This is a genomic window from Sphingobium aquiterrae (genome assembly GCF_037154135.1).
GTDB lineage: Bacteria > Pseudomonadota > Alphaproteobacteria > Sphingomonadales > Sphingomonadaceae > Sphingobium > Sphingobium aquiterrae.
In genome coordinates this window covers 18,819-34,927 of record NZ_JBANFL010000013.1, presented here as the reverse complement: position 1 = coordinate 34,927, position 16,109 = coordinate 18,819, and the positions used below count along the sequence as shown (strand labels likewise).

The window sequence follows — 16,109 nt, the reverse complement described above, 5'->3', positions numbered from 1 at the left end:
TGCTCCCCCGAGCGGGGTGCTTGCCGGTTCGCCGTGCCCCCGGATCGGGATGGCACCGGAACGGCAGAGGGAGGCGAAGGCCGATAGTGGCGCCAGATTGAAAGTTCGCGGCCGGGAACCGGGATGCTTCACGCAGGCCGGCGATACGGGGATCCGCGCGCCGGTTCATGGCTGTTGCTCCGGTCCGAGCAGGCCCTTCGCTTCGAGCAGTGCCTTGGCGTCGGCCATGCCCTGCTCGAGCGTTTCGGGCGACGCGCGGCGCGCCAACGCAGCGACGATGGAAAGCGTCTGAAGAACGCAGGAAAGAATCTCGTCCTGCGAGGTGAAGACATATCCGGCCCGGCTGTCCGCGGCGTGCTCGAGCGCGGGCCGGGCAAGTTCGGAAACGGTGACGCCAACGCGCCGGGCGCGCAGGATAAGGCGCTCGGCCAGATGGTCGTCGATGCGAATGGTAATGCGCGCCAAGGCGTCTGCTCCATCAGGAGCTTCGCCAGGCAGGTCACAACGCGCAGACAATATAGCGCGAATGGTGGGCAATCACAACAAAATCGCATCGTCTGACGCGTCAGACAGCCCAAGGCCGCAGTAATCCTGGGGTTTTTGGCGGTCGAAACTGAGGCGTCACCGGTGTCAGACAAGAGAAGTGAATTTTGTCTGACGTGTCAGACACGATAACCCATTGGTTTTATGTCCGTTTCAGGCCTCAGCACCCGTGCGTACGGTGCAATACAACCGCGCAGCGAGTGCGTCGCTTGCCCGCAGCAACGGAGTTGCTGCGTCAACACTACCGCTGCCGGGCGCACCCTTGCGGTGTGGGTCGATATGGGGAGTTTGGCCGCGCTATTCGCGGCAGGGTCGCTTGTGGCGTGGGTGCGCCTATGCGACAAGGATCGCGTGACGAGCGGGCCAGCCTTAAGAGAAGGAAACTGGTCATGCCGAAAATGTCTGAACGCGACAGGCTCACCGATCTGGTCGAGCGTCAGGATAGGATTGCAGGCGAAATCGCCGCGACACGCGAGAAGCTGCGCGATCGCTATGCGGGCATAGTGCGGGCACTGCCGGTCGAGCAACTGACGGAACGCGAGTTCCGCGACGTGCTGGGCGAAGTGCTGCGGCTCGGCGGCGCTGCCGCGCTCGCCGCGCTCAAGGGGGCGTCGGCTGCGCCTCATGCCTCCCGTTCGGGGAAGTCGCCAGCCGCGCCCGCGCCGACAAAGGGGAATAGCGGCGCGACTGACAGTCTCGATGCCGGGGCGTGAAGCGGTCGGCCCTCCCCCCTGTTCGGGTTCTCCCGCCGCCGCGCCGTCAGGCGCGGCGGCGGCCTGGGGCACGAAAAAAGGCCAGCGCGCAAAAGCGCGCCAGCCTTGGCGGCTGGATTGCGATATGTGGGCACGGCGCTAGGAACAAGCGCCGTGCCCGATGGTATCAGGCGGTGTGACGTGCCCGCCGGAATGTGTCTTTTGGCTCTACCGGGTCGGCTCCCTGCTTGCCGCGCGGATTGGACGCGTCCTTGGGCTTCTGGAAGGCATGAATGGGAACGCCCTCCTTGCGCAGGCTCTGGTAGAGATTGGCCTGTATGCCCGATCCCTCGCATAGCACGGCTTCGACGGGGCGAAGCTCGATCAGCTTGCGGTTGCGGGTGAAGGCGGGCTTCTTGCCGCCCCCGTAAAGGCCGAACGCGACGACGGGAACGCCCTCTCTTGCCGCCCATGCCGCCGCGATGGCGTCCGCCCCCTTGCGCTGCCCGGTGGTGACAAGCGTCATGTGCGGAACGCGCGCCTTGATCTGGTCCAGCTTCGCCCATAGCGGTTCCCATTCCTCCCATAGGGCAGGACCGGAAAAGACGACGACAGGACCTTGCGGCTGGACCCGTTCACGCTCGGCAAGGGCGCGTTCGCGCAGGAAGTCGAGCGCATTCACATAGCTTGCGGTCGTGACGGATGACGCCTTGCTGCCCTTGGTCGGTGCCCATGCCCGACGCCAGCAGGCGCGATACATGGCGGCGGCATAATCCCGCATCGCCTCGAACGCGGCGCGCTGTTCGGCCAGTGACTGGCATTCAAGCTGGGCGTCTTCCAGTTCCTTGTTGAACACCTCGCCCGGTTCCATGCGCCGGCTCATCTCTCGTATCTTGTCGGCCAAGCGATCCTCGCGCCGCTCCAGCGTTCCCGCCACGAAATGGAAGCTGTTCACGATGCCCCATGCCGCATCCGGGGCAAGCGGGCTGAGGCGGGTATCGTCCAGTAGCAGGAAAAGCGACGTGATAAGCTCGCCGCAAACCTTCTGCGCGGCGAAGGGTTCGGGCATGGTGTGCTCGCCGGGTTCATCGCCCTTCTCGATGATAGACAGGGGAAGCGGATCGCCGAACGACGCTGCAAAGGCGTCGGTCGCGGTTTCCTCTGCATAAAGTTCCTGTAGGTCCGCAAAGCTGCTAACGGACGCCTTAGCTGACTTCTTGCTCATGGGTCTGACTCCTGATGGCTTGATGATCGGTCAGGGTCCGGGGAAGCGTTCCACCGCTCCCCCGGCCCGTCTTGGTTCAGCGACTAGAACGCGACTTCATCGTCCAGATCGGCGGTGCTGTCGGTGGTCAAACCGCCATGGTCATCGGCGGTGCTGCCCCCGAAGCCATAGTCATCGCCACGGCCGGACGGAGCGCCATCGCGCGGCGTGCGAACGGCGGACCCGAAATCGTCGCGACGTTCGGGCCTGCGCCATGCGACGCGATAGCCTTCCTCGACCGAACCGAACAGCGCGATAGGCAGCGGCTCGGCCATGCTCGGATCGTCGATATTTCCCTGAAGGAAAATCTCGCCCGTCTTCTTGGCGACGGCTTCCCAGAGCGCGCCGACCTGAACCCAGCGGGTGCCGTTGAAGGCGACGACTTCGTAATTGGGCGCAAGTTCGTTGTCGCTCTCCACGGCACGAAGACCAAGTCTCGGCATGTCGAGATTGCGAGTCGCGATCCAGCCGACAATGCGGCCCTTCTTCAAACCAAACTCACCGATGTTCATTGCCGTTACTCCTTAATGTGCTTCCGGGGTCCATTCCCCATCCGCACAAACACTTTACCCCCTTCCCTTTATTTGAGATACAGCATTTTTTTCTTGACAGATTTTCATCGTATCTGGTGAGCCTGAGCCAAGAAAAAAGCCGCGGTAGCGGCTCCAATCAAGGAAAAGCATGGCGAAGCCATTCCTTCCTGATCAGCGGAGGGCGAGCCGGTCCCCTGTCCATCATCGCATCCGGAGCCGCCTTCGCCGGGGCTCAAGGGCCGGGAGTGGTCCGGGGATGCAAGGGACGTCGCGCTGCGCCCTAGTGGAGGTTGAAGAAAATGGGCCTGCCGACACCTTTGGATCGGACAATCCTGTCGGCAGGCCCATTTTCTTCTACCGAAGCTTGGGCGGAGGCAGCCCTTGCATCCCCGGACCACTCCCGGCACGCCGAGACACTGCGAAAGGTGGCTCTGGATGCGATGATGGACCTCGCCCGACGCTGATTGCGGGGTGAGGCGTCCTCGCCGAACCCCGCAGCGACGGGGCCGCAAGCGGGACGTTCGGGGGACAAGCGGAGCGTGCCGCTTGGGGCCGCTACGCCGGCCCGATCCAGAGGACGTCGAGTTGGCTGCCGCCGGCCTTGCGTCCCTCGACGATGACCTGCGTGGCGGCGAGAGGCGCGAAGTCCTCCACCCCGGTGAGCCGCCAGATATGGCCATCGTCCGTTTCGAGGAGGAACCCGCGCTCGTTCCGGCGCAGGCGGCCATGAAGGCGGAGGGGCGCAACCGCCATGGTCACGTCGAGGGATACAGGGCGGCGTGGGCGGCCCTTGCGGCTTCGGTCTCCTCCAGATGCGCAACGGCCTGGATCAACCGATCATTCTCGGCGCGCAGTTGTTGATTGTCTTCATCGAGCATCACGATCGTCTCCGCCGGAGATGTGCCGAGAATCCCGGCGCCGTCCCGAGCGATCATCGCGGCTTCCGACATGGCGGACAATTTGTCACGTTCGCGCAGGAGCGCGAGCAGGACGGTGGCGGCATGGTCAAGTCCGGGGGCAGCCTTGCTGTCGGGGCCGAACAGCTTTCGGAACTGGTTCGCCTTGGCGATCAGGCCGTTGGCGACAGCAGTTGCGTCTCGCGCTCGAACGGCAGCAGGGCCCTGCGAGATTTGGGTCTGTTGGATCATATCGGATTCTCCCGATGGTAGAACGGGTTCGCACATCGGCCGATCGCCGAGCCGCTCACCTCCTCCTCCACTCCCAGACCATTTGCGTCCCTGCGGAATAAGAAAAATCATGGTGCCGCTCCTATCCGCGCTTCATGGCGCTTGCAAATATGTTCATTCTATGTTCTGGTACGGCGGAAGGGAGCATCCCCCATGATTGCGGAATATCTCGCCGGCTTCGATTTCAATCTGGCCCTTATCGACGCGGTCAATGACCCCGAGATTGCGGACGTGCGCAGCGAACTTGCGGCGCGTGCGCTGGGGGAAGGTCTCGACGGCGGATACTACGAATCGCAGGAGCTGGCCGAGGCTTTCCTCGAGGCGGCCCGCGAAGCCAATGCCGAGATCACCGATCCCCATAGTCCCGGGCGCGAGCGGCTGGCGGATATCCTCGATCGCAACTCTCCCTACCAGCGTGCGCTGTTCGATGTGGTGGCCACATTGCCTCTGGCCGATGCGGCGAGCCATCTCGTCTGGCTTACGGGCGTGATGCGGGACCGCACCGACATGTATCGCCCGGTAGAAAAAGCGCGCCTCTCCCTGCGCTAGGGCGCATCTGACACCTCATTTTTGCTGCATCGCCGTAACCAATTGGCACCCCCCGGCGGATCGGGCTAGTGAGGGGCGTTCGCCGGTGGCGGGCCGGAGCGTCGAAACTCCGAAAGATTGGGTCGGCTGCATGCCTTTGCGGCCGGATGGCCTGACTCATGTCCAGGCTCCGGCTAAAATTCAGGCACGCGTGCAATCTTTCGCGTTTTCGACACGTCCGGCTCAGGGGCCGGCATCCTCCTCAGGGAGGGTGTCCGCCGACTGGGCGCGGTTTGGTGGAGACGATCATGACCGAAGAGATACCGGGCCTGAAAAAGGCCATCGAACTGATGGAGGCGGCCCTTGCCTGCCTCGTCAATCCCAAGGATCAGGTAGTGGCGATGCGGCTCTCCCATGCGCTCGACCTCGCCCGCGAGCGACTGCTCGGAGGGGCCTGAAAAGCAGAAGCCTGCACTTGCAGCGATCGGCTCCACGAACCGTATCGACTGATTTTCCACCGGTGCCCTGAGCCTATGCGGAAATCCGCTTCAGCATATCTGCTGGCGACAGGATCGTGATTCCTTCGATGGGCGGAAGTTCCAGTAAGTCGCGGTCCCCGCTGACCAGCCAGCGGGCCGATCCGGCGAGCGCGGCGCGGATGAACATGTCGTCATCGGGATCGCGGCTGTTCACCGGAATCGCAATGTTATCGATTTCGACCCACTCGGCGATCGCGCTGAAGTCATGCAATATCTGGTTGCGGCGTTCGATCGTGAGATATTTGTCGAATTTCGGGCGCCAGAGCCGGGAGCGGAATTCGTCGAAGGTCGGTTCGGCGAAGATCAACCGTGCATTGGCGATCACCCAGAGCGTCACTCTCGCGGGGGCCGATTTCGCGACAAGCGCGGCGCTGATCAGGACATTCGTATCGATAACGAAACCGTCATTCCTCATCGGCAAGCAGTCGATCCAGTTCGCCTTCCGTGAGACCCTTTCGCGCGGCCTCATCAGCCGTCTCGCGCAAAGTGCGGGCAAGCCTGTCGGCGTAGAAGTCCCGCATGGCGGCATAGTCCTCCGCTGACACCATGACGCCGACGACGCGGTTGCGACGGGTGACGCGCACAGGTTCGCGTTGGACACGGTCGATCAGCTCGCCGAAGCGGGTTTTCGCCTCATTGGCGGTAATGGTTTGCATCGGGCCTCCATTCGATCAAAACGATCGAATCGTTCGATTGGTAATCTGGGATGGATTGGTCCCGCATTCAAGGGACTTATGGCGCCTAACGGCCCCCGGTGCCCGGTAGCAGGCTCGTCCGCGATCCCGGGCGTGCAAAGAAGAAGAGCATTTGTCGCCGCCGCCAATCTCATGCTGCACCTCGTGCAGGGTTTGCCGGTCCATTCTGGCAGCACCGTCCGACCCGGCCAATGTTCGCCATGAGCCGGGAACCGCCTGTTCTCGTGCTTGCCTGCGTGCATGGGTGGGCAGTCTGTAGTACTATAGGCTTTCGCGGACCAGTAACGGATAGCTCGCATGGAGATCTCGCCCGAAAAGATCGATGAAGGCCTGGCATATGCCGGGGAAACGATCGCCAATATGGAGGGTGTCGATTTCGACGAACTGGCGGACAGCGGCTCGTTCCAGAAGCAATATGGCGAAGCAGCGCTCGTGGTGGTCAAGATGCTGAGCATTCTCGACCAGGCGCCGCTCGCGATCGAACAACGGATCGCGCTCTCCCTGCTTGTCGAACGATATAATCGCTGTGCCATCAGGGTGACGCAGGACATGCTTGAGCACTGCTCGGAAGAGATCCGATTGCCGGGAAGGTTGAACTAGGGGCGGATTGACCCATGTGAGGGTCTATCCGGAAGGAAGGCTGCGACGGCCGGTGGCGATGAACCCGTAGCCGTTGGCGCGGATAGCGAGGCGATCGGCACGACGCATCATTATCAGGCGGCGAGGCTTTTCGCTTCGGCATCAATGCCGAGCACATCGGCCTGGTCCTGGAAGCGCTCGATCCAGTCATGCATGGTGGGCCGGGCATCGATCGGGAACTGCGCAACCGACTGGATGAAGTCGGCAAGGTCGGCCGTCGCGACCTCTTCGATCCAGTCGATCTCGGCACGATCGAGCAGGCCCTCCGATCGAATGAACGCGGTCATCGAGCCGGGACGGGCCTCGCCTCCCCTGATGCCCCTGGTCGTGGATCGCCAGAGCCCTTCGCAGGTTCGCAGCCGCGGCCTCGCGCGGGCTTCCATGAGTACGATCAAGCGAAGATTGGCGGGCGGGAGCAAACGAATATCCCTGGGACGGGCTCCAATACAGAAATAGCAGGAACTCGCATCCACCTCGAAGCCGGCACGATGGAGGCGGTCGACGCAGGCGTCTCTGTCCCAGCCCCAATCTCGCAAAGGGAATCTCGTATCGAACAGATCGCTCGGACGGGCCCCGGCGTGCGCATAGCGTTTGCTGTCGCGCGGACCGTTGTTGAAGCCGATCAGGCGTATGACCTTCTGACCGCGCGCCCATGCCTGTTGTGCCGGGGGCCAAGTTTTGGCCCATTTCTCCTGTGGGCTGGATTTCCAACGAAGGGAACATGTTTTTCCGCCCAGACTGATGCTCGGCAGCGCGGCATTGAGAAGCGACGCCTCCAGGAGGTCGAAATAGGGCGGCGCCTGCTTGAAGTGGCGCGGGACGGTAGTGACCGTTTCATGTGCGATTCCGTGGGCGTCCATCCACGCCTCGAAGATCGGAATGAATGCCAGGGTGCGCGGATTTTCGGGCATTCGGGCTCGCAACACGATATCGATCCGTTCGCCGCGGTCCACCATGCCCATTATCATGGCGGAGGAGTCGACACCCGCGCCCCATGCGACCATGACGGGAGGCGGTGCCGCGTCCATGATCCGGTCACGCGGACGGGATGTCATGGCCGGCCCGCTTCAGGATCGATAACGGGGTTGCCAGCCGCATGCGCTATTATCGCGGCGAACTGCGGTTCCTCGTTGCAGTGTTCGCAGAAAAGGTCGTCGTGCAGTTCGGCAAGCACCCAGCGCCCGGTGGCTCGATCCCAACGCGCGCAGGCATCGCGCACGATCTCTTCGCTCTCGCAGCGCGGACAGACCGGCGTCACTTCAGGAGCATTGTCGTCGAGCGATGGTGCGGCGAGCATGTAATGGCGCTCGGAGGCCGACATCACGGTCCAGCCCTCCGCAAGACGCATGGCGAGGATGCCGGTCAGATATTCGGCGGCGAACACTTCATAATCATGGGTCGCTTCGGTCAGCGTCAGGGTTGTGAAGGTCGGTTGACGGATTTCGAGAACCGCGAGCGTGACCTGCCGGTCCTCACTGGTCTTGTAGAAGCTGTACTGATGGATCTGCCGGAGCACGGGCTCGGGGACGGTCTGGTTGTCGGCGGTTTTGAAAGTCATGCTCTGCACCTTTCGAAGGACGCGCACGTCGAGGCTCGCCTCCGAGGCAGCCGCGGAGGCGAGATGCGCGATCATGGTTGAAGAAGGGCGCCGGAAATTCGACGCAACGGCGTTGTAGTGACGGTCAGGCGACGCGCAGGACCACGTCCTCCCTATTTGCCGGGCGGGTTTCGGTTACGCGGAACGGCTGGATTGGATCGCCGGTCCGTATGACGAACTGGTCACGGCCGGTAGTGGTCCGGCGCTGAATAGCGATCGCGTAGCTCCGGTCGAACCCGGCCAAAACAGATCTAAGCGGCGACAATTGGGCCATGATATCCTCCATGGGCGTTGAGGTGAGGAAGCTATGCGGCGCACCGGGTCCGCCCCGCTTGATCCGGGACCGCTGCGGCCGCTCGGAGAGGGAAAGAACTATTGGGAGGCCTCAGGGCCGGTCCACCATCCTGGCCCGGACGCGCTCGATCCATCCCGCCGGGTCACTATGGTGATCGAGAAATTCCCGCGACCACGCGAACACCGTGTCGGTGTCGGGTTCGACAGTTTCGAGAGCATCGCCATAGTCGGGATGGTGCGCGGCTTTGCAGCTATTGCGCATGAAAATGAGCGCGCCGGCGCACATCGCGCGCGCATCGGTGCCGTCACCGGGAATGGTCTTGTGACAAGGCAGCGGCGGCCCGTCGAACTGAATCTGCTGTGTGAAATCCTCCGGCCGATAGCCGCCGAGCCAACCGGCCGGATGATCGCGGCGCCAGGGACATTCGCCGCACGGCCGCTTGAGCAGCGGCTTCATGACGCCCCCACATGCAAGGTCCGGAGCGTCTCCTCCATGTGCCATCGGGCCGAGTTGCCAAGTATCCCGGTCTCGGTGACGACGTAATAGCCGCCGCCGTAGGAGGCGTAACCATCGTCCTCACGGCAGCCTTCGGCCCAGTGGAAACCGTACGGGAGCGCCGATTTGCAGATCTTCTGGATCAGCGATGCGAGCGCCGAAACGTCGGCGTCGTCCCCGGATATGGACGCGAAACATCGCCCGCCGTCCGGGCTGTGGGTGATACTGAGCGTGGCGCCGAACCCGAAAAACCCGGGGTCGGACCAGAGATCGAAGAAGCCGGCGAAGGGATCTTCTTCTTCCGGCTTTTGCGGAAAGATGCTTCTGAACGCCTCGCTGCGGGATGCGTAGTAGCTTTTGACCGCCTGCATGTCGTCGGAGGGAAGCTCGGCGAGGTCGCAGGAGAGACAGACGTCCACGGCGAAGCATTCCTGAAGCAGCGCCGCTTCCTGTGGCGTCACGGAAATCGCGAACGCGGTCTGAAGATAGTAATTTTCCATCGCTCGGCTCCTTGATAGAAATAACGCGAAGAAGTCGGTGAGGACGAAAGCCGGCTGCCGAAATCGTCGGCCCCTTCGGCAGGCGGTCGGCGATCTCCTGGTCGGTGAGGTTTTCAAGCAGCTTCAGGACCGTTCCGGCACCCGGCTCGAACACGGTTATCGTGCGCTTGCCGATATGCTCCGCGGGCCAGGCGTCCGGATTCGCATCACCGGCAACGCCCCGGAAATCGGAGTGCGTACGCGACCAAATCAGGTCGAGCTTCTGTGCGCGGGTCAAGCCGGCGAGAGCGGCTTTCTCATGGGCGATGATCGCGGCGCGCATTGCATCGGAACTTCGACGGTCGCCAAGATCGCAGTAGCCATGAAACCAGCGATTGAGCCCGTCGATCTCGAAGAAGACCGAGGTGACGGAACCGACCTTGAATTCGGACATGGCGAACATGCCGGCTCGCATGAAGAGAGGCGGCAGCAGCTCGAGCATGTATTCGTAGGATTGCTCGTCTATTGCGAACCACTGGTTTGCGTAGGCCCTTCCCGAGATGCGATCCTCGACCGGGGCGTCCGGAACGCGGTTGAACAATTGGAACATCTGCTCGCGCGTCGCGACGCCGTCGAAGATTTTCCTGAATGGCGAATCCTGAATCATGGGGTGTCTCCTGGAAGACATGACCCGACGCGGCGCACGGGACGGCGTGCCGGGCATGGTGGGGAGGAAAGAGGTTATTCGGCCGCGGCAGGAGCGGATGCGTCGTCCTTGTCTGCGAAGGCGGCATCGACCACATGGTTGACAACGTGCATCCTGATGGCCCGGTCGTTCGGGATCAGCCAGGAGACATGCTCGCGCAGCGCCTCGCGCACCCGCTCGATGATCGCGGCATCCTCGCCGAGCAGCAACATGTTGGCGGTAAAGCGCGCACGCATCTCGAACCCTGCCTGCTGGGTATGGTAGCTGTCGGAGTCGCAGTCCTCATCGGCATAGAAGCACACGTCTTCGAGCAGATCCGCGAGTTCGGCGGGCGTGATCTTGCAGCCGGTGGCGAGCAGGATGATGACGTCCCGCAGGTCCGTCGAGCACTCGCCGGAAATGATCAGCGCATCCGCGGGCAGCGAGAGGACTTCGACCGGAACGTCGAGATCGCATGTTGTGCGCGCGGCAAACTCGACCGCGATTGCATCGACCGGTTCGCTCACAACACCGGGCGGAACCTGTCCGTCCGCGCTATGGTCGAAGACATCGCCTTTGGCCCGCTCGATCCGGATCGAACAGCCCAGCACGCATGGGATGGCATCGTACCAGCTGTAGCCGGCGAATTCGGGGACAGGAAGAACGGGCGTCGCTTTGAGCAGTGGACCGGAGCCGATGGCCCGGCCGGCGCAATGCTCGATGTGCGGCGGATTGGCCGGCATCAGGATCATCGGCTCACCCGCCACCCGGTCGCCGAGGTGGACGCTGTCGATTTCCGCCGTGCGCGGGGTCCAGGCGTGGAGCCAAGGCGCGGTCTCCGGCAACGATACGCCCCAATCCTTCGCCCGCAGCCAATCGGCATGGGCGAACCGATGGTGACCTTCGCAGGCGATTGTGCGGAAGATCGCCGCCTCGCAGGCTTCACGCAGCGCGTCGAGCGCCGCGCCCTGCACAACCTCCTTGCGGGAAGGTAAAACCAGCTTCAGGTTCTCCGCCGCGACGATGTCGACCTTCGCATACCAGCCGCGGCCTCCATCGGCGTCATGGATATGCGGCAAGTCGCAGGGCACGGTGAGGCCGTGAAAGTTGATCCGGGGCAGGTCGCGAGGAACATGGCAAGTGTCGGCAAAGATGCCGATGCGGCAGCCGTTCCATTTCTCGACCCGTGTCGCTTTGCTGAGAAAGTTTTCATAGGCCAGTCTCTTGTCCCCAAACCAGATCGCCACCGGACAGAAGCGCGCGGCGTCCTTCACCGCCTGTTCGAGCTGCTGCGCCCAGGCTTCGGGCAGGTCGATCTCGATTACGGTGCCCTTGTGGAGGGAAGAAGGCATGACTTCGAGCGGCTCGCCGCTTTCCCATGCGTCCGGCGTTATGGTCACCTGCCACGCCGCGCCGAGGTCGGATGCATGGGATCGAACGAGGACATGACGGCCGGCGAGGCTGAACACGCCCATGCCCGCGGAGTCTTCCGAACGGGCGATGCGCTCGTCCCAGCCCGAATCTCCCAGCGTCAGGAACTTCGCGGGATCGGCAATGCCGCATCCATCGTCGCGGATGCGCAAAACCGGCCCCCGGTCCCCCTCGATCCGGGTGATATCAATATGGGTTGCGCCAGCCCTGCGGCTGTTCTGAATAATTTCGACGATCGCATCCAAGCAACTTCCATTACTCAGGCGTCCAATTTTCGTGAGCAGGGACTGGCTGACCGAGGTATGGATCATGGTGGGAAAGGTCATGTGAGCCTCCGGGTTTGCCGCGACCTCATCGTCGCCCCCACATCCCGCTTCCTCCACTCCATGCCCATCCGGGTCGTTCCCGCCATGATCTGCCGGTTCGACCACGCGATAGCGGGGATCGCACCGGCCGGCATGGCTGAGAATCCAGGCGGTCTCATAGTCAGGGGCGAGATCAAGCGGCGTGCCGCGCGCAATCCTGGCGAAGGCCAAGATCGCACGCGGTCAGGCTGTTGCGGTGGGGTTCGAGACGGTCGAAGGCGCCGGTCAGATCGTCGATGTCGGTACGGACGCAGGCATCGCCGGGATCGTGATCGAGTGTTATGACCAGGCGCCGGCGTTCAGCGGCCATTTCCGGGAAGACCGCCCGCACCATCAGCGTTTCGATCCGCCTAGCCAGCGCACCGATGCGCGATCCGAGAATCTCGCGTGACGCCGGTTTTAGCGCGAAGTAGCGGTACGGGGCGATAACCGGCGCGATCCGCAGGCAGGGAACGCATCCGGCAATCCTGGGCGCCTTGATGACGCAGGTCCGCCTGCGGCGTTCCTCATCGACGGCGTCGGCGCAAACGAGTGAGCGATACTCATGGTGGGGCAGCGTCTCCGCGATGCGGGAACGGGTGACGATGATGTCCATGACAGGTCTCCTTCGGACGATCAGCCGCGCCGGCGAGCGTCCGATGTTGGAAAAGTCGGCTCGCAGTGCCGGCGGCTATCAGTCGAAGCAAGGCAGCCGGTCGCTCGCGGGGGCGTCGCGATCCAGGATCAGATAGTTGCAGCCGTGATTGCGCGCGACTGTCAGCGCGTTGAAGAGATCGTCGGGAATCTCCGACTGGTCCCCGAATGAGGCCGGAACGGTGCGCAGGAGCCAGCCATGATGGGTATCGGCGACGCTGACGGGACGGTCGGATGGGTCGAGCATCAGCCACTCGTCGATCCTCACCGTCGTCGGCCACGAGACATGGCTTGAGGAGAGCGCGAGATAGTTGCCGATCTCCAGACGGTCGGTATCATAGCCGAGATCGGGATCGATCAACTCGATACGCGTGATCAGCTGGTCTTCGGGATGCCGGTTGAAATAGTCGCCCACCACAGTGGCATCGTCGAGATCGCCAGGATCGCGGTCGTCATTGATCTCGCCCCATTGCGCCCGGCAGAACGTCGCGACCTGTTCCAGCAGTCCCTTGTGGGACAGCGCGGTGGCAACAGTGGTGCCATGACCGTGGCTGATATTGGCGAGATGGACAGGAATGGACCAGGGAACGGGCGTCCGGTCGATACGGGCGGCCGCCGCGTCGAGATCGGTGATGATGTCGGCAATGTCGCCGGATGTTTCGGCATAAGACGCAAGCGCGATCCTGGCACGCACCAGCAAAGCAAGATGCGCGGATCGGGTTTGATCTGTCATGGGAATATCCTTCGTCCGCTAACCCGCCCGCCCGGCGGCTTCGACCTGTTCGTTTTCGAGCGTCCAGAGCGACCCCCAGCGTACATCCGCGAACGAAGGCACATCGCCCTCGCTCTGGATGTCGATGGCGGTCTGACAGTCCGGCGCATCAACGCTGACGACGATCGCACGCTCGACGCGGAAGACCTGAACGATCCGGATCTCGTGAGACGTCATGAGCGAACTCCTTCAGGCTCGTGGTCGGGGCCGTAGGCGCGGGATCGAGCGAAATCGCCATCATCGGCCTCATCGACAAGATAGCCTGTGACCTCCTCTGCATATTCGACGTCGAGCACGGCCTGCGCGGTCGGCATCAGGCGAAGGGCCAGCCCATTTCCGAACAGCAGCTCGTCGGCCGCCGCCATCGCCGAACGATGGTCCTGGGCGTTAACGGCGACCTTGATGCGGATGACGGCGTACACATGGACGTGGTGACGGCGACTTTCGCCGTCCGCCACCTCGTCTGATGCTGGCCTGTCGAAGACCTGTGCTGTCATGCTGCTCTCGTGTCCGGCAGCACGACAGGATCAGGGTCGACCACGATCTCGGCGCGCATGTCGGAATAATGATGTTCCGTCATCCAGCGTTTGGCGGCGGCCATGTCAGGGGCGAGAAAGCGCAGTTCCTCACGGCCATCATGGCCGGTCAGCACGCGAACCATCCCAGGTTCGGGCGTTCCGAGGATTTCGAAGGGCTTCTTACTCTCGGCGCTGAACAGGCGGCGGACCACCATCACGATGATACCCTCGCTCCCGAAATCGCCCATATGTAGGGTGAATGTCGCGGGATGACTGCCGGAGTCCGGCCGGCGTTCGACCAAGCGGCCGGTGCCGTTTTCGGCCTCCCACGCTCGGACTTTTCGGGTGAAGCGTTCGGGCGGGCGTGGCTCTCCGCTGACATATTTGATGAGCGCCCCCAGGGGGGCGTGATCGTAGACATATTGTGCCGAGTGCATGGAATATCTCCAAAATGCACGAAGCCCGGCGCGATGGCCGGGCTTCGTGAGAGTGACGGAAAATGTGGAAGTCGGATCAGTCGCGCAGGCCCCCGGCGGCTACCTCCTCGACCCACGAGGCGGCCTCGTCGAGATCCGCGTCGTCGTCCTCGACCAGCGCGGCAAGTGCGACCGCTCCCTCGCGACCAAGCTGGCCGAGGCGCTGAAGCGCGGCATACAGCACCGGCGCGAGCTGCTCCGGTGTTGTGGTGTCGATATCGGAAATGGTCATGCAATCGCTCCTTGTGTGCGGTGGATATCTGCCGGGAAGGCCCGGGATGCGGGCGATGCGGTCCGACGCGCCCGGCCAGTCGCGTCGGAAACTCCGGCACCCTTCAGGCCACCATTGCGGGTTGCAATTCGTAGACAAGACAGGCGCCCGGGTGGTCCTCGGTCCCGATCGCGATGCGCACGAGCTTGCCGTCGCAGGCGAATTGCGCGGCGCGGGGGAAGTCGAGATAGATCGGCCCCTCGAAGACGATGTCCTTCGAGCGGACCGCCTTGACCGTTCGGATCGCCCCGATCGTGCGATAGGAGTCCGGCGCGCCGATCAGCTTCAACTGGTCGCCCGGCTTGATCCGCTTCTTGAAGGCGGCGAGCGGGATCAGGGCCTCGACGGTGCTTCCCGAACCGCGCCGCGTCGCCAGCGCAGCCCAGTAAGGCCGCCCGATACGAACCTCGCAGAAGAAGGCGCAGCTATGGGAGTCCTGGAGGAGCTGCGACCGTGTGAATCCAAACCGTTCAATCTCGTCTTTCACCTTCATAGTGAAGGCGTCTTGCTCTTCCCTGCCGGTGAGATCTTCGGGCGTATCGAGCAGTTCGGCGATGATCTTTCGGCCGCCGGAGAATTTCTGCGTGAGGACGGAAAATCGTGCTTCCGGGAATCGGCTGCGCAAATGCCGCTCGACACGTCCGGCGACCGTCGCCAGATTCTCGCCCGGATTGTGGAGATCGCCCCGGTAGTGGAAGTTCCCGCGCTCGTCGCACGCGGTATGGCTGTAGAGAAGCGGTGTAGCGACAGGCGCGCTATCATCGGAGTGCATGGCGGTATGCTCCTTGAAACGCGAAAGCCCGGCACGACGGCCGGGCTTTGCATGGGTGATGAGATGGATCGGGCGGCCGGTCAGTCGGTGCCTGCGGCCTGGTCGAGCAGCAGGACGGCGATCGATGGCTTTTCCGAGATGGGGGATTTCCGGCTGTCGTATGGCTGCCGGCCTTCCTCTGCGATCACGAGCATGTCGAAGACCGGCGTGGGGACGCCGCCGCCATCGGGCACGGTGAGGCCGTCATGACATTGGATGTCGACGCAGCGCGGGGGACCGCCCGTCCGGTAAGGTCTGAAGTAGAAGGTGACGCGCCGTCCCTCGCTCGTCTTGGCGCTGATGGTGAATCCGCCGTCCGGTATGTCGATTGGGAGCGTCGGCACATGATTGAAGATCGCGAAGCCAATGCTCGCGGCATCGGCGTTGGTCATGACGGGGAGTTGGCGGATGCTCGCCGATGGGAGGCTGGTCGGCGGCTCCGGCTTGCGGTCATCTGTAACGGTGCCGGTCTTCACGATGTCTTCGGCCGATGCGAGATCCTCGATCAGATGCCGGATCGCCTCTGCGTCGAGGTCAGCCGGGGTTTCGAGCGCCCCACGGGCGCGGCTAAGCAGTTGCGCGTGATCGCGCCTGGTCATGGTCACGGGATCGATCCTTTCGGGAGATGAGCGCCCGGCGCGCAGGGCTGTGCCCACGTTGC

General features: G+C 63.1%; 25 protein-coding genes. 4 read left to right on the top strand and 21 right to left on the bottom strand.

The window, feature by feature from the left end:
• Window positions 1–165: 165 nt before the first annotated feature.
• Window positions 166–465: a CopG family transcriptional regulator gene (locus WFP78_RS14655; protein ID WP_336963736.1), complete on the bottom strand. Its 300-nt coding sequence runs from the start codon at window positions 463–465 to the stop codon at window positions 166–168.
• 467 nt (window positions 466–932) lie between these two features.
• Between WFP78_RS14655 and WFP78_RS14650 the strand changes: the two genes are divergently transcribed.
• Window positions 933–1,256 carry a hypothetical protein gene (locus WFP78_RS14650; RefSeq protein ID WP_336963733.1) on the top strand — a complete coding sequence of 108 codons (324 nt, stop codon included), beginning with the start codon at window positions 933–935 and terminating at the stop codon, window positions 1,254–1,256.
• 166 nt (window positions 1,257–1,422) lie between these two features.
• On the opposite strand, the gene WFP78_RS14645 is transcribed toward WFP78_RS14650, so the two are convergent.
• The 4 genes from WFP78_RS14645 to WFP78_RS14630 form a co-directional block, all read right to left on the bottom strand.
• On the bottom strand, window positions 1,423–2,460 hold the full coding sequence (locus WFP78_RS14645; protein ID WP_336963730.1) for an SLOG family protein: 1,038 nt from the start codon (window positions 2,458–2,460) through the stop codon (window positions 1,423–1,425).
• An 83-nt stretch (window positions 2,461–2,543) separates the two neighbouring features.
• Entirely contained in the window at window positions 2,544–3,011 is a 468-nt protein-coding gene (locus tag WFP78_RS14640) for a DUF736 domain-containing protein (protein ID WP_336963727.1), read from the bottom strand.
• A 576-nt stretch (window positions 3,012–3,587) separates the two neighbouring features.
• Window positions 3,588–3,785: a DUF5818 domain-containing protein gene (locus WFP78_RS14635; protein WP_336963726.1), complete on the bottom strand. Its 198-nt coding sequence runs from the start codon at window positions 3,783–3,785 to the stop codon at window positions 3,588–3,590.
• A gap of 2 nt (window positions 3,786–3,787) precedes the next feature.
• A complete protein-coding gene (locus WFP78_RS14630; RefSeq protein ID WP_336963725.1) occupies window positions 3,788–4,291 on the bottom strand; it encodes a hypothetical protein in 504 nt (167 codons plus the stop codon).
• 81 nt (window positions 4,292–4,372) lie between these two features.
• Here WFP78_RS14630 and WFP78_RS14625 point away from each other — a divergent pair, with 81 nt between their 5' ends.
• Both WFP78_RS14625 and WFP78_RS14620 read left to right on the top strand, forming a co-directional pair.
• Window positions 4,373–4,768, top strand: a complete 396-nt coding sequence (locus WFP78_RS14625; RefSeq protein ID WP_336963723.1) for a hypothetical protein — start codon at window positions 4,373–4,375, stop codon at window positions 4,766–4,768.
• A 287-nt stretch (window positions 4,769–5,055) separates the two neighbouring features.
• On the top strand, window positions 5,056–5,205 hold the full coding sequence (locus WFP78_RS14620) for a hypothetical protein (RefSeq protein WP_336963721.1): 150 nt from the start codon (window positions 5,056–5,058) through the stop codon (window positions 5,203–5,205).
• 73 nt (window positions 5,206–5,278) lie between these two features.
• On the opposite strand, the gene WFP78_RS14615 is transcribed toward WFP78_RS14620, so the two are convergent.
• Together WFP78_RS14615 and WFP78_RS14610 are read right to left on the bottom strand one after the other, a co-directional pair.
• Entirely contained in the window at window positions 5,279–5,701 is a 423-nt protein-coding gene (locus tag WFP78_RS14615) for a putative toxin-antitoxin system toxin component, PIN family (RefSeq protein ID WP_336964036.1), read from the bottom strand.
• The gene (locus tag WFP78_RS14610; protein ID WP_336963718.1) at window positions 5,691–5,942 is read right to left on the bottom strand and encodes a type II toxin-antitoxin system prevent-host-death family antitoxin; all 252 of its coding nucleotides are present in this window, start codon (window positions 5,940–5,942) and stop codon (window positions 5,691–5,693) included. The genes WFP78_RS14615 and WFP78_RS14610 overlap by 11 nt, the downstream gene beginning before the upstream one ends.
• 336 nt (window positions 5,943–6,278) lie before the next feature.
• On the opposite strand from WFP78_RS14610, the gene WFP78_RS14605 reads away from it, so the two are divergent.
• A complete protein-coding gene (locus WFP78_RS14605) occupies window positions 6,279–6,581 on the top strand; it encodes a hypothetical protein (protein WP_336963716.1) in 303 nt (100 codons plus the stop codon).
• 113 nt (window positions 6,582–6,694) lie between these two features.
• On the opposite strand, the gene WFP78_RS14600 is transcribed toward WFP78_RS14605, so the two are convergent.
• From WFP78_RS14600 to WFP78_RS14535, 14 genes are all read right to left on the bottom strand, one after another.
• Complete coding sequence (locus WFP78_RS14600; RefSeq protein WP_336963715.1) at window positions 6,695–7,675, bottom strand: hypothetical protein; 981 nt, start codon at window positions 7,673–7,675, stop codon at window positions 6,695–6,697.
• The gene (locus tag WFP78_RS14595) at window positions 7,672–8,253 is read right to left on the bottom strand and encodes a hypothetical protein (protein ID WP_336963712.1); all 582 of its coding nucleotides are present in this window, start codon (window positions 8,251–8,253) and stop codon (window positions 7,672–7,674) included. The genes WFP78_RS14600 and WFP78_RS14595 overlap by 4 nt, the downstream gene beginning before the upstream one ends.
• Before the next feature lie 49 nt (window positions 8,254–8,302).
• A complete protein-coding gene (locus WFP78_RS14590; RefSeq protein ID WP_336963709.1) occupies window positions 8,303–8,491 on the bottom strand; it encodes a hypothetical protein in 189 nt (62 codons plus the stop codon).
• Between the two features lie 111 nt (window positions 8,492–8,602).
• On the bottom strand, window positions 8,603–8,968 hold the full coding sequence (locus WFP78_RS14585) for a DUF6283 family protein (protein WP_336963706.1): 366 nt from the start codon (window positions 8,966–8,968) through the stop codon (window positions 8,603–8,605).
• A gap of 120 nt (window positions 8,969–9,088) precedes the next feature.
• Window positions 9,089–10,153 carry a DUF1419 domain-containing protein gene (locus WFP78_RS14580; protein ID WP_336963703.1) on the bottom strand — a complete coding sequence of 355 codons (1,065 nt, stop codon included), beginning with the start codon at window positions 10,151–10,153 and terminating at the stop codon, window positions 9,089–9,091.
• A gap of 74 nt (window positions 10,154–10,227) precedes the next feature.
• A complete protein-coding gene (locus tag WFP78_RS14575; protein ID WP_336963699.1) occupies window positions 10,228–11,985 on the bottom strand; it encodes an ATP-binding protein in 1,758 nt (585 codons plus the stop codon).
• Window positions 11,986–12,100: 115 nt separating this feature from the next.
• On the bottom strand, window positions 12,101–12,562 hold the full coding sequence (locus WFP78_RS14570) for a hypothetical protein (protein WP_336963697.1): 462 nt from the start codon (window positions 12,560–12,562) through the stop codon (window positions 12,101–12,103).
• A 78-nt stretch (window positions 12,563–12,640) separates the two neighbouring features.
• The gene (locus WFP78_RS14565; protein ID WP_336963695.1) at window positions 12,641–13,333 is read right to left on the bottom strand and encodes a DUF5983 family protein; all 693 of its coding nucleotides are present in this window, start codon (window positions 13,331–13,333) and stop codon (window positions 12,641–12,643) included.
• Window positions 13,334–13,351: 18 nt separating this feature from the next.
• Window positions 13,352–13,549 carry a hypothetical protein gene (locus WFP78_RS14560; RefSeq protein WP_336963692.1) on the bottom strand — a complete coding sequence of 66 codons (198 nt, stop codon included), beginning with the start codon at window positions 13,547–13,549 and terminating at the stop codon, window positions 13,352–13,354.
• Window positions 13,546–13,869, bottom strand: coding sequence for a hypothetical protein (locus tag WFP78_RS14555; RefSeq protein WP_336963690.1), 324 nt, complete (start codon window positions 13,867–13,869; stop codon window positions 13,546–13,548). Before WFP78_RS14555 ends, WFP78_RS14560 begins: the two co-directional genes overlap by 4 nt.
• Entirely contained in the window at window positions 13,866–14,327 is a 462-nt protein-coding gene (locus WFP78_RS14550) for a hypothetical protein (RefSeq protein ID WP_336963688.1), read from the bottom strand. Before WFP78_RS14550 ends, WFP78_RS14555 begins: the two co-directional genes overlap by 4 nt.
• A gap of 76 nt (window positions 14,328–14,403) precedes the next feature.
• The gene (locus tag WFP78_RS14545; RefSeq protein WP_336963683.1) at window positions 14,404–14,598 is read right to left on the bottom strand and encodes a hypothetical protein; all 195 of its coding nucleotides are present in this window, start codon (window positions 14,596–14,598) and stop codon (window positions 14,404–14,406) included.
• 103 nt (window positions 14,599–14,701) lie between these two features.
• Window positions 14,702–15,409, bottom strand: a complete 708-nt coding sequence (locus WFP78_RS14540; protein WP_336963680.1) for a hypothetical protein — start codon at window positions 15,407–15,409, stop codon at window positions 14,702–14,704.
• Window positions 15,410–15,489: 80 nt separating this feature from the next.
• Window positions 15,490–16,053: a hypothetical protein gene (locus WFP78_RS14535; protein WP_336963677.1), complete on the bottom strand. Its 564-nt coding sequence runs from the start codon at window positions 16,051–16,053 to the stop codon at window positions 15,490–15,492.
• Window positions 16,054–16,109: the final 56 nt, after the last annotated feature.

Bases quoted from the DNA above. Each gene is read 5' to 3' on its own strand.
- WFP78_RS14610 (WP_336963718.1), bottom strand. From the start codon at position 5,942: ATGCAAACCATTACCGCCAATGAGGCGAAAACCCGCTTCGGCGAGCTG.
- WFP78_RS14615 (WP_336964036.1), bottom strand. From the start codon at position 5,701: ATGAGGAATGACGGTTTCGTTATCGATACGAATGTCCTGATCAGCGCC.
- WFP78_RS14555 (WP_336963690.1), bottom strand. From the start codon at position 13,869: ATGACAGCACAGGTCTTCGACAGGCCAGCATCAGACGAGGTGGCGGAC.
- WFP78_RS14600 (WP_336963715.1), bottom strand. From the start codon at position 7,675: ATGACATCCCGTCCGCGTGACCGGATCATGGACGCGGCACCGCCTCCC.
- WFP78_RS14630 (WP_336963725.1), bottom strand. From the start codon at position 4,291: ATGATTTTTCTTATTCCGCAGGGACGCAAATGGTCTGGGAGTGGAGGA.
- WFP78_RS14605 (WP_336963716.1), top strand. From the start codon at position 6,279: ATGGAGATCTCGCCCGAAAAGATCGATGAAGGCCTGGCATATGCCGGG.
- WFP78_RS14645 (WP_336963730.1), bottom strand. From the start codon at position 2,460: ATGAGCAAGAAGTCAGCTAAGGCGTCCGTTAGCAGCTTTGCGGACCTA.
- WFP78_RS14570 (WP_336963697.1), bottom strand. From the start codon at position 12,562: ATGGACATCATCGTCACCCGTTCCCGCATCGCGGAGACGCTGCCCCAC.
- WFP78_RS14560 (WP_336963692.1), bottom strand. From the start codon at position 13,549: ATGACGTCTCACGAGATCCGGATCGTTCAGGTCTTCCGCGTCGAGCGT.
- WFP78_RS14585 (WP_336963706.1), bottom strand. From the start codon at position 8,968: ATGAAGCCGCTGCTCAAGCGGCCGTGCGGCGAATGTCCCTGGCGCCGC.
- WFP78_RS14550 (WP_336963688.1), bottom strand. From the start codon at position 14,327: ATGCACTCGGCACAATATGTCTACGATCACGCCCCCCTGGGGGCGCTC.
- WFP78_RS14625 (WP_336963723.1), top strand. From the start codon at position 4,373: ATGATTGCGGAATATCTCGCCGGCTTCGATTTCAATCTGGCCCTTATC.
- WFP78_RS14650 (WP_336963733.1), top strand. From the start codon at position 933: ATGCCGAAAATGTCTGAACGCGACAGGCTCACCGATCTGGTCGAGCGT.
- WFP78_RS14545 (WP_336963683.1), bottom strand. From the start codon at position 14,598: ATGACCATTTCCGATATCGACACCACAACACCGGAGCAGCTCGCGCCG.
- WFP78_RS14620 (WP_336963721.1), top strand. From the start codon at position 5,056: ATGACCGAAGAGATACCGGGCCTGAAAAAGGCCATCGAACTGATGGAG.
- WFP78_RS14635 (WP_336963726.1), bottom strand. From the start codon at position 3,785: ATGGCGGTTGCGCCCCTCCGCCTTCATGGCCGCCTGCGCCGGAACGAG.
- WFP78_RS14640 (WP_336963727.1), bottom strand. From the start codon at position 3,011: ATGAACATCGGTGAGTTTGGTTTGAAGAAGGGCCGCATTGTCGGCTGG.
- WFP78_RS14565 (WP_336963695.1), bottom strand. From the start codon at position 13,333: ATGACAGATCAAACCCGATCCGCGCATCTTGCTTTGCTGGTGCGTGCC.
- WFP78_RS14540 (WP_336963680.1), bottom strand. From the start codon at position 15,409: ATGCACTCCGATGATAGCGCGCCTGTCGCTACACCGCTTCTCTACAGC.
- WFP78_RS14580 (WP_336963703.1), bottom strand. From the start codon at position 10,153: ATGATTCAGGATTCGCCATTCAGGAAAATCTTCGACGGCGTCGCGACG.
- WFP78_RS14595 (WP_336963712.1), bottom strand. From the start codon at position 8,253: ATGATCGCGCATCTCGCCTCCGCGGCTGCCTCGGAGGCGAGCCTCGAC.
- WFP78_RS14590 (WP_336963709.1), bottom strand. From the start codon at position 8,491: ATGGCCCAATTGTCGCCGCTTAGATCTGTTTTGGCCGGGTTCGACCGG.